At 68.6% G+C, this 9,324-nt stretch carries 10 protein-coding genes; 8 read left to right on the forward strand and 2 right to left on the reverse strand.

All coding sequences use genetic code 11. The annotated features are described in order from the left end of the window. The first annotated feature begins 122 nt into the window (after nucleotides 1-122). Nucleotides 123-1,025, forward strand: a complete 903-nt coding sequence (locus tag MTQ10_RS23170) for a tRNA (adenine-N1)-methyltransferase (protein WP_247472005.1) — start codon at nucleotides 123-125, stop codon at nucleotides 1,023-1,025. A gap of 163 nt (nucleotides 1,026-1,188) precedes the next feature. Then, nucleotides 1,189-1,770, forward strand: a complete 582-nt coding sequence (locus tag MTQ10_RS23175; RefSeq protein WP_247472007.1) for a hypothetical protein — start codon at nucleotides 1,189-1,191, stop codon at nucleotides 1,768-1,770. 36 nt (nucleotides 1,771-1,806) lie between these two features. Here the strand turns inward: MTQ10_RS23175 and MTQ10_RS23180 are convergent, their stop codons facing one another. After that, entirely contained in the window at nucleotides 1,807-2,112 is a 306-nt protein-coding gene (locus MTQ10_RS23180; protein WP_247472009.1) for a ferredoxin, read from the reverse strand. A 246-nt stretch (nucleotides 2,113-2,358) separates the two neighbouring features. Here MTQ10_RS23180 and arc point away from each other — a divergent pair, with 246 nt between their 5' ends. The 6 genes from arc to prcA all read left to right on the forward strand — a co-directional run bounded on the left by arc (nucleotide 2,359) and on the right by prcA (nucleotide 8,550). After that, nucleotides 2,359-4,125, forward strand: a complete 1,767-nt coding sequence (gene arc, locus MTQ10_RS23185; RefSeq protein WP_247472010.1) for a proteasome ATPase — start codon at nucleotides 2,359-2,361, stop codon at nucleotides 4,123-4,125. A 244-nt stretch (nucleotides 4,126-4,369) separates the two neighbouring features. Next, complete coding sequence (gene dop, locus MTQ10_RS23190; RefSeq protein ID WP_356759876.1) at nucleotides 4,370-5,881, forward strand: depupylase/deamidase Dop; 1,512 nt, start codon at nucleotides 4,370-4,372, stop codon at nucleotides 5,879-5,881. 188 nt (nucleotides 5,882-6,069) lie between these two features. Beyond that, the gene (locus tag MTQ10_RS23195) at nucleotides 6,070-6,288 is read left to right on the forward strand and encodes a ubiquitin-like protein Pup (RefSeq protein ID WP_031129458.1); all 219 of its coding nucleotides are present in this window, start codon (nucleotides 6,070-6,072) and stop codon (nucleotides 6,286-6,288) included. Between the two features lie 360 nt (nucleotides 6,289-6,648). Next, nucleotides 6,649-6,945 (forward strand): endonuclease VII domain-containing protein, encoded by a 297-nt coding sequence (locus MTQ10_RS31530; protein ID WP_308404593.1) that lies wholly within the window; start codon nucleotides 6,649-6,651, stop codon nucleotides 6,943-6,945. Continuing rightward, a complete protein-coding gene (gene prcB / locus MTQ10_RS23205; RefSeq protein ID WP_247472015.1) occupies nucleotides 6,897-7,742 on the forward strand; it encodes a proteasome subunit beta in 846 nt (281 codons plus the stop codon). Before MTQ10_RS31530 ends, prcB begins: the two co-directional genes overlap by 49 nt. Before the next feature lie 73 nt (nucleotides 7,743-7,815). Then, nucleotides 7,816-8,550: a proteasome subunit alpha gene (gene prcA / locus MTQ10_RS23210; protein WP_247472018.1), complete on the forward strand. Its 735-nt coding sequence runs from the start codon at nucleotides 7,816-7,818 to the stop codon at nucleotides 8,548-8,550. A gap of 69 nt (nucleotides 8,551-8,619) precedes the next feature. On the opposite strand, the gene MTQ10_RS23215 is transcribed toward prcA, so the two are convergent. Continuing rightward, on the reverse strand, nucleotides 8,620-9,324 hold a 705-nt coding region (locus MTQ10_RS23215), incomplete at its 5' end, for a LacI family DNA-binding transcriptional regulator (RefSeq protein WP_247472020.1).

The following is a 9,324-nucleotide window of genomic DNA, read 5'->3' on the forward strand; positions in this document are numbered from 1 at the left end:
GCAGCGTAGTCTCGTGGGCTCGGAGATGTGTATAAGAACCAGACCCGGTGCCGGGCGAGAAGCCCCGCCCCGCACACCGCCCGATGGTCGGAGGCCCTCGCAAACCCCGGTAGGCTGGTCACATGTCCGAACCGACCGGTGCCGCCCGCAGGCGCGGGCCCTTCAAGGTCGGGGACCAGGTACAGCTGACCGACCCCAAGGGCCGCCACTACACGTTCACGCTCGAGGCCGGGAAGAACTTCCACACCCACAAGGGTTCCTTCCCCCACGACGAACTGATCGGCGCTCCCGAGGGCAGCGTTGTCCGCACCACCGGGAACGTCGCCTACCTCGCGCTGCGCCCCCTGCTCCCCGACTACGTCCTGTCCATGCCCCGCGGGGCAGCCGTCGTCTACCCGAAGGACGCGGGGCAGATCCTCGCCTTCGCCGACATCTTCCCCGGCGCACGCGTCGTCGAGGCCGGCGTCGGCTCCGGCTCGCTCAGCAGCTTCCTGCTGCGCGCCATCGGCGACCAGGGCATGCTCCACTCCTACGAGCGGCGCGAGGACTTCGCGGAGATCGCCAAACAGAACGTGGAGCGCTACTTCGGCGGCCCGCACCCCGCCTGGCAGCTCACCGTCGGCGACCTCCAGGACAACCTCAGCGACACCGACGTCGACCGCGTCATCCTCGACATGCTCGCCCCCTGGGAGTGCCTGGAGGCCGTCTCCAAGGCACTCGTTCCCGGCGGCATCGTCTGCTGCTACGTCGCCACCACCACCCAGCTCGCCCGGACCGTGGAGTCCATCCGGGAGATCGGCTGCTTCAACGAGCCGACCGCCTGGGAGACCATGATCCGCAACTGGCACATCGAAGGACTCGCCGTCCGCCCCGACCACCGCATGATCGGGCACACCGGCTTCCTCCTCACCGCCCGCCGCCTCGCCGACGGCGTCGAACCGCCCATGCGCCGCCGACGCCCCGCCAAGGGCGCCTACGGCGAGGACTACACCGGCCCCAACGCCGACGGAGGCATGGGCCGCTGACACCACGCCCGTGCCGCCGCCCCGGCGGCCCGGTGCCACGTCAACGTACGCACGCCGTGGCCGAGTTCCCACCCGCCCCCGGGAACTCGGCCACGGCGTGCGTACGTTGACGTGGCACCATGCTGGCCACCCCCACCGGCACCGCCCTCAGGAGACGCTCCTAGTGCAGCAACCCGCCGTCCCGGAACTGGCCCACACACACGCCCGCCCCATCCACTGGCTCGCCACGGCGACCGCCGTGGCCGGCGTCGTCGCGCTCTCCTCACTGGTCCAGTCCCACGAGGCGACCGCCGCCCAGACCCCCGGCACAGGGACCAAAGCCGCACCCGCAGCCCCGGCCGCCCCGCCCACCACCGCCGGTGTCGACTTCCCGCTGGAATGCGGCCCCGTCCAGGCCGCCGTACAACGGACCGCCACCGGCGACGTCGACGGCGACGGACGGCCCGAGACCCTCGCCGTCGTCCACTGCGACGCCCCCATGGGCACCCCGCCCGACGCCCTCTACGTCCTCACCCAAGGCCCCCACGACACAGAGCCACGCGTCGTCGCCACACTGATCGACCCCAAGAGCCGCAACACCGTCACCCAGGTCGCCGTCCACGACGGCACCGTGCGCGCCACACTCCTCGGATACTCGAACGACAGCGTGCCCGCCTGCTGCCCCGACACCAAGCAGACAGTGAAATGGCAGTGGAAGGACGGCGTCTTCGTCCGCTCCGCCCCTGTGAACGCCCACGCCGTGTGAGCAATCAGACAACCATCACCACGGGTGGGCGGGTCGTCACTCCGCGTCCGGGCCGTACACCTCGGCCCTGTCCGAAACCCGCCTGACATGGATGCACTCGCCCGGACACTCCCGCGCCGAGTCCACCACATCCGACAGCAGCGGCAACGGCACCGGCACGGACGCCCCCGGAGCCCGCAGCAGCTCCTCGCCCTCACCCCTCACATACGCCAGACCGTCGATGTCCAGCTCGAACACCTCAGGCGCGTACTGGACACAGATCCCGTCGCCCGTACACAGATCCTGGTCGATCCAGACCTCCAGCGCCTCACCGCCGGCCGTGCCCTCCTGCTGAACGCTCATCTCTCCTGCTGGTGTTTCGTGCCGAGCCGCCCGGGAACGATGCAGGCCCTGACGGGTGTTGAACACTTCGACCCTACCCCCGCCCGCTTTCCAATCATGTTCGGTGGGTATTCCCCTGGCGTGAGGGAGAGCGCAAGGGTGAAGATCGGACACACCCCGACAGTCTTTGTGATCTAGGGGTTTCAATCGACACCCACCCAGGTAGGGTCTGGAAGCGTCCAGCTCCCCTTGGAGGAGGTGAGGACCGTGGCAGCCCACGACGACGACATTAACCGCGGCATCCGCCCGGGACGCGGGTCCGACGACCCGGCCGGGCAGATCGCCTACCTTGAGCAGGAGATCGCCGTCCTGCGACGCAAGCTCGCCGACTCTCCGCGACACACGAGGATTCTCGAAGAGCGGATCGTCGAGCTGCAGACCAACCTGGCCGGCGTGTCCGCCCAGAACGAACGACTGGCGAACACCCTCCGCGAGGCCCGCGACCAGATCGTGGCCCTCAAGGAAGAAGTGGACCGGCTCGCCCAGCCGCCCGCCGGCTTCGGAGTCTTCCTCCAGGCCAACGAGGACGGCACCGCCGACATCTTCACCGGCGGCCGCAAACTCCGCGTGAACGTCAGCCCGAGCGTCGAACTCGACGAGCTCCGGCGCGGCCAGGAAGTCATGCTCAACGAAGCGCTCAACGTGGTCGAAGCCATGGAGTTCGAGCGCGTCGGCGACATCGTCACCCTCAAGGAGATCCTCGAGGACGGCGAGCGCGCGCTGGTGCTCGGGCACACCGACGAGGAACGGGTGGTACGGCTCGCCGAGCCGCTGCTGGACGTCACCATCCGCCCCGGCGACGCCCTCCTGCTCGAACCCCGCTCCGGCTACGTCTACGAGGTCGTCCCCAAGAGCGAGGTAGAAGAACTCGTCCTCGAAGAGGTCCCCGACATCGGATACGAGGCCATCGGCGGCCTCGGCAACCAGATCGAGGCCATCCGCGACGCCGTCGAGCTCCCCTACCTCTACCCCGACCTCTTCAAAGAGCACGAACTCCGACCCCCCAAGGGCGTACTGCTCTACGGCCCCCCCGGATGCGGCAAGACGCTCATCGCCAAAGCCGTCGCGAACTCGCTGGCCAAGAAGGTCGCCGAGGTCACCGGCCAGGCCGCCGGCAAGAGCTTCTTCCTCAACATCAAGGGACCCGAGCTCCTCAACAAGTACGTCGGCGAGACCGAGCGGCAGATCCGCCTCGTCTTCCAGCGCGCACGCGAGAAAGCCTCCGAGGGCACCCCCGTCATCGTCTTCTTCGACGAGATGGAATCCCTCTTCCGCACTCGCGGCTCCGGCGTCAGCTCCGACGTGGAAAACACCATCGTCCCGCAGCTCCTCGCCGAGATCGACGGCGTCGAAGGTCTGCAGAACGTGGTCGTCATCGGCGCCTCCAACCGCGAGGACATGATCGACCCGGCCATCCTGCGCCCCGGCCGCCTCGACGTGAAGATCAAGATCGAGCGTCCCGACGCCGAGGCCGCCAAGGACATCTTCGGCAAGTACCTCACCGAACGGCTGCCGCTCCACGCCGACGACCTCGCCGAACACGGCGGGGACAAGGCGGCCACGGTCCAGGCCATGATCCAGACCGCGGTCGAGCACATGTACGCCGAATCCGAGGAGAACCGCTTCCTGGAAGTCACCTACGCCAACGGCGACAAGGAAGTCCTCTACTTCAAGGACTTCAACTCCGGCGCCATGATCGAGAACATCGTCGGCCGCGCCAAGAAGATGGCGATCAAGGACTTCCTGGAAAAGAACCAGAAGGGCCTTCGCGTCTCCCACCTGCTCCAGGCCTGCGTCGACGAGTTCAAGGAGAACGAGGACCTCCCGAACACCACCAACCCCGACGACTGGGCCCGCATCTCCGGAAAGAAGGGCGAGCGGATCGTCTACATCCGCACCCTCATCACCGGAAAGCAGGGCGCCGACACCGGACGCTCCATCGACACGGTGGCGAACACCGGACAGTACCTGTAAGAAACAGGGCGGCTGCGGGTGCCCTCACCGGGTACCCGCAGCCGACTGTTTTTCCGGGCAGGAGCAGCGACAACGCGGGGCACGCAATGACGCAAATGATCTCCCCACCAGCGCAAAGGCGTTCTAGGCTCTTCACAGCCGCCGGGATGCGCAGTGCGGGGACGGGCACCGCACAGCCGCCCGAGCACGAGCGGTACTTGAGCGGCGCCCAAGACCGAGGGAGCCGCCGGGCAAGGAGGGCCGCATGACCGTACGGCGAGTAATGGGCATCGAGACGGAGTACGGCATCTCCGTTCCCGGCCACCCCAACGCCAATGCCATGCTCACCTCGTCCCAGATCGTCAACGCCTACGCGGCGGCGATGCACCGGGCCCGCCGGGCCCGCTGGGACTTCGAGGAGGAGAATCCGCTGCGCGACGCGCGGGGCTTCGACCTCGCCCGCGAGGCCGCCGACGCCAGCCAGCTCACCGACGAGGACATCGGCCTCGCCAACGTCATCCTCACCAACGGCGCACGGCTCTACGTCGACCACGCCCACCCCGAGTACAGCGCCCCCGAGGTCACCAACCCGCGCGACGCCGTCCTCTGGGACAAAGCCGGCGAGCGGATCATGGCCGAAGCGGCGGAACGGGCCGCCCAGCTCCCCGGAGCCCAGCCCATCCACCTCTACAAGAACAACACCGACAACAAGGGCGCCTCCTACGGCACGCACGAGAACTACCTGATGAAGCGGGAGACCCCCTTCTCGGACATCGTGCGCCACCTGACGCCCTTCTTCGTCTCCCGCCAGGTCGTCACCGGCGCAGGCCGCGTCGGCATCGGCCAGGACGGCCACGAGCACGGCTTCCAGATCAGCCAGCGCGCCGACTACTTCGAGGTCGAGGTCGGGCTGGAGACCACCCTGAAGCGGCCCATCATCAACACCCGCGACGAGCCGCACGCCGACGCGGAGAAGTACCGCCGGCTCCATGTGATCATCGGCGACGCCAACCTCTCCGAGATCTCCACCTACCTCAAGCTCGGCACCACCGCCCTCGTCCTGTCCATGATCGAGGACGGCTTCATCGCCGTCGACCTCGCCGTCGAACAGCCCGTACGCACCCTCCACCAGGTCAGCCACGACCCGACCCTCAAACGACTGATCACCCTGCGCAGCGGCCGGACACTCACCGCCGTGCAGCTCCAGATGGAGTACTACGAGCTGTCGCGCAAATACGTGGAGGAACGCTACGGTGCCGACGCCGACGAGCAGACCAAGGACGTCCTCAGCCGCTGGGAGGACACCCTCACCCGGCTGGAGAACGACCCGATGAGCCTCGCCGGCGAACTGGACTGGGTCGCCAAACGCGAGCTGATGGAGGGCTACCGGCGCCGCGACGGCATCGACTGGGACGCCGCCCGCCTCCACCTCGTCGACCTGCAGTACGCCGACGTACGGCCCGACAAGGGCCTGTACAACCGTCTGGTGGCCCGCGGACGCATGAAGCGGCTGCTGGACGAGGCCGAGGTCGACCGGGCCCGCACAGCGCCTCCTGAGGACACCCGCGCGTACTTCCGCGGGCGCTGTCTGGAGCAGTACGCCGACGACGTCGCCGCGGCCTCGTGGGACTCGGTCATCTTCGACCTGCCGGGCCGGGACTCGCTCCAGCGCGTCCCCACCCTGGAACCGCTTCGCGGAACGCGAAATCACGTCAAGGAACTGCTGGACCGCTGCCGCACCGCGGAAGACCTGGTCAGGGTCCTCTCCGGCGGCTGAGCGGCCCGTCGGGCCTTCGACCCGGCCGGGGTGGAAACCGCCTCGGCAGGGAATGATCCAGGCAGGCCCCGTACGTTGACGAAACCGCGGGGCCGATGTCGGACCTGGCTAGTAGGGTCTGATCATCACCGATCGGCAGGAATGCCGACCTGCCGACCCATGTCGGGCGAAAGAGCGGGGTGAGGGATATGGCGACCAAGGACACCGGCGGCGGCCAGCAGAAGGCCACGCGCTCCACCGAGGAGGTCGAGGACCAGGCGCCGGAGGCGCAGGCCTCGGAAGACCTCAAGGAGCGCCACGAGAAGCTGAGCGACGACGTGGACTCCGTCCTGGACGAGATCGACGACGTACTCGAGGAGAACGCCGAGGATTTCGTGAGGTCCTTCGTGCAAAAGGGCGGAGAGTGAAGGTCGTTCTGACCGCCTGACCTTCGAAGTGAAAGTTGCGGGGGGTTCGAGGTGGCGGACGAGCCACGGGCGAAGGAGTGCGGGAAGTGCAAGCGGGAACTGCCTCCGGACGCCTTCGCGCGTGACAGGAATCGGCCCGACGGCCTGCCGCCCTGTTGCCGGAAGTGCGTGGCACAGTACAGCGCCGCGCACTGCCGGCGGCGCAGGGTGGCCATGGGCAAGCCGGGCAGGGAGAAGGCGGAGGTGCCGGCGGGGCACACGCCCTGCCGGGGGTGCGGTGAGGTGAAGCCGTACTCGGACCGGCACCGGAACGCGTCCGCCTCCGACGGACCGTCCACGCGCTGCAAGGCGTGCCGGGCGATGCGTGGCAGGCAGGACCGTCCGAAGCGGACGTACGGCCTCACCGAGGCCGAGCGGGACGGGCTGATCGCCCCTGGAAGGGGCGTCTGCTGCATCTGTCCGGCGGCGGTGCCCGAGCATGTGGATCACTGCCATGAGACGGGTAGGGTCCGTGGCGTACTGTGCTTCAGCTGCAATGCCGCACTGGGGCAGTTCAAGGATCGGCCCGACGTCATGAGGCGGGCTGCTGCTTACGTGGAAGGAATCGCGTGGAAGCCAACACTCGTAGCACCGGGCGTCTACCTGCTGCCTTCCTGACGCCGGGGTCCTCCTCCTTCATGGACTTCCTCGCCGAGCACCAGCCCGAGCTGCTGCCCGGCAACCGGCAGCTCCCCCCGACGCAGGGGGTGATCGAGGCGCCGCACGGCACGACGATCGTCGCCGTGACGTTCCCCGGCGGCGTCGTGCTCGCCGGTGACCGACGGGCGACGATGGGCAATGTGATCGCGCAGCGGGACATCGAGAAGGTGTTCCCGGCCGACGAGTACTCGGCCGTCGGCATCGCCGGCACGGCGGGTCTCGCGGTGGAGATGGTCAAGCTCTTCCAGCTGGAGCTGGAACACTTCGAGAAGGTCGAGGGCGCTCAGCTGTCGCTGGAGGGCAAGGCGAACCGGCTGTCGACGATGATCCGCTCCAATCTCGGCATGGCCATGCAGGGTCTGGCCGTGGTGCCGCTGTTCGCGGGGTACGACGTGGACCGCGCCAAGGGCCGGATCTTCTCGTACGACGTCACCGGTGGCCGTACCGAGGAGCGCGGGTTCGCGGCGACCGGCTCGGGCTCGGTCTTCGCGCGCGGTGCGATGAAGAAGTTGTACCGAGACGACCTGTCCGAGTCCGATGCGACCACACTGGTCGTGCAGGCTCTCTACGACGCGGCAGACGACGACTCGGCGACCGGTGGTCCCGATGTCGCCCGCCGGATCTACCCGATCGTCACCGTGATCACCGAGGACGGTTTCCGCCGGCTCACCGACGAGGAGTCGTCCGAGATCGCCCGGTCGATCCTCGAGCGGCGGCTGGAGCAGCCGGACGGCCCGCGGGCCGCGCTGCTGTGAGCCGGGCCCGGGTGTTGTTGTCCGAGGGTTGACGGTGATCTCAGTGACCTCCACAGAAAGGGACGGATAACCGGTGTCGACGCCGTTCTATGTCTCCCCCCAGCAGGCGATGGCGGATCGCGCGGAGTACGCCCGGAAGGGCATCGCGCGCGGCCGCAGCCTGGTCGTGATGCAGTACGCCGACGGCATCGTGTTCGTCGGTGAGAACCCGTCCCGTGCGCTGCACAAGTTCAGCGAGATCTACGACCGGATCGGCTTTGCCGCGGCCGGCAAGTACAACGAGTACGAGAATCTGCGGATCGGCGGTGTCCGCTATGCCGATCTGCGTGGTTACACCTATGACCGGGACGATGTCACGGCCCGTGGCCTGGCCAACGTCTACGCGCAGACGCTCGGCACGATCTTCTCGTCGGCGGCGGAGAAGCCGTACGAGGTGGAGCTGGTGGTCGCGGAGGTCGGGGAGACCCCGGAGGGTGACCAGATCTACCGGCTGCCGCACGACGGCTCGATCGTGGACGAGCACGGCTCGGTCGCGGTCGGTGGTAATGCCGAGCAGATCAGCAGCTTCCTGGACCGTGAGCACCGGGACGGTATGAGCCTGGCGGAGGCGCTGCAGCTGGCGGTGCGGGCGCTGTCGCGGGACACGAACGGTTCGGAGCGGGAGATCCCGGCGGAGCGGCTTGAGGTGGCCGTGCTGGACCGTACGCGGCCGCAGCAGCGCAAGTTCAAGCGGATCGTCGGGGCGCAGCTGTCGCGGCTGCTGGAGGCCGGGAGTACGGCGACGGAGGCGGAGAGCAGCGACGAGTAGCCCTGCCCGTCTGCGGGTGCATGTTCGGCGCCCCGGTCGTGATGTCACGGCCGGGGCGCTGTGTTTGTGTCAGGGCGTGTGGGGCGGGGGTGCGGTGGAGCCTCGTCGGACGAGGTGGACGGGGATGTCGCCTTCTTCCGGTGTGCGGCCGTCGAGGACGGCGAGGAGGGCGCGCATGCCGCGTTCGCCGAAGAGTTCGGCGTCGAGGTGGACGGTGGTGAGTTCGGGGTCGAGGGCGGTGGCGAGGGCGATGTCGTCCATGCCGGTGACGGAGACGTCGTCGGGGATGCGCAGGCCGTGGCGGCGGAGGGCCTTGTAGGCGCCGGCGGCGAGTTTGTCGTCGTCGCAGACGACGGCGGTGGGGCGGGGGCCGTGCGTGGTGAGGGCGGTGGTGGTGGCGGTGAGGGCGCCTTCGATGTCCATGGGGGTGCGGGCGGTGCGCAGGGTGGTGCCGGGGACGGTGTGCAGATGTCGGGCGAGTTCCCGGGCGCGTACTTCGAAGGTCCAGGAGGGGATGTCGGCGGCGAGGTGCAGGAAGTGGCGGTGGCCGAGGGTGAGGAGGTGGTGGGCGATCTGGTGGGTGCCGTCGGCGATGTCGAGGTTGACGGTGGCGGCGCCGAGGCTGCCGGTGGGGTCGCTGTCGAGCATGACGAGGGGGAGTTGGTCGCCGCGGATGGCGGTGAGGGCGTCGGCGGCCATGGAGGAGGCGATGACGCCGTCGAGGGCGGCGGAGGCGCTGGCGAAGGGGTCGCGGGCGGGGCCGATGCCTTCGGG

It is taken from the genome of Streptomyces sp. XM83C, from assembly GCF_023072675.1.
Classification (GTDB): Bacteria; Actinomycetota; Actinomycetes; order Streptomycetales; family Streptomycetaceae; genus Streptomyces; species Streptomyces thermocoprophilus.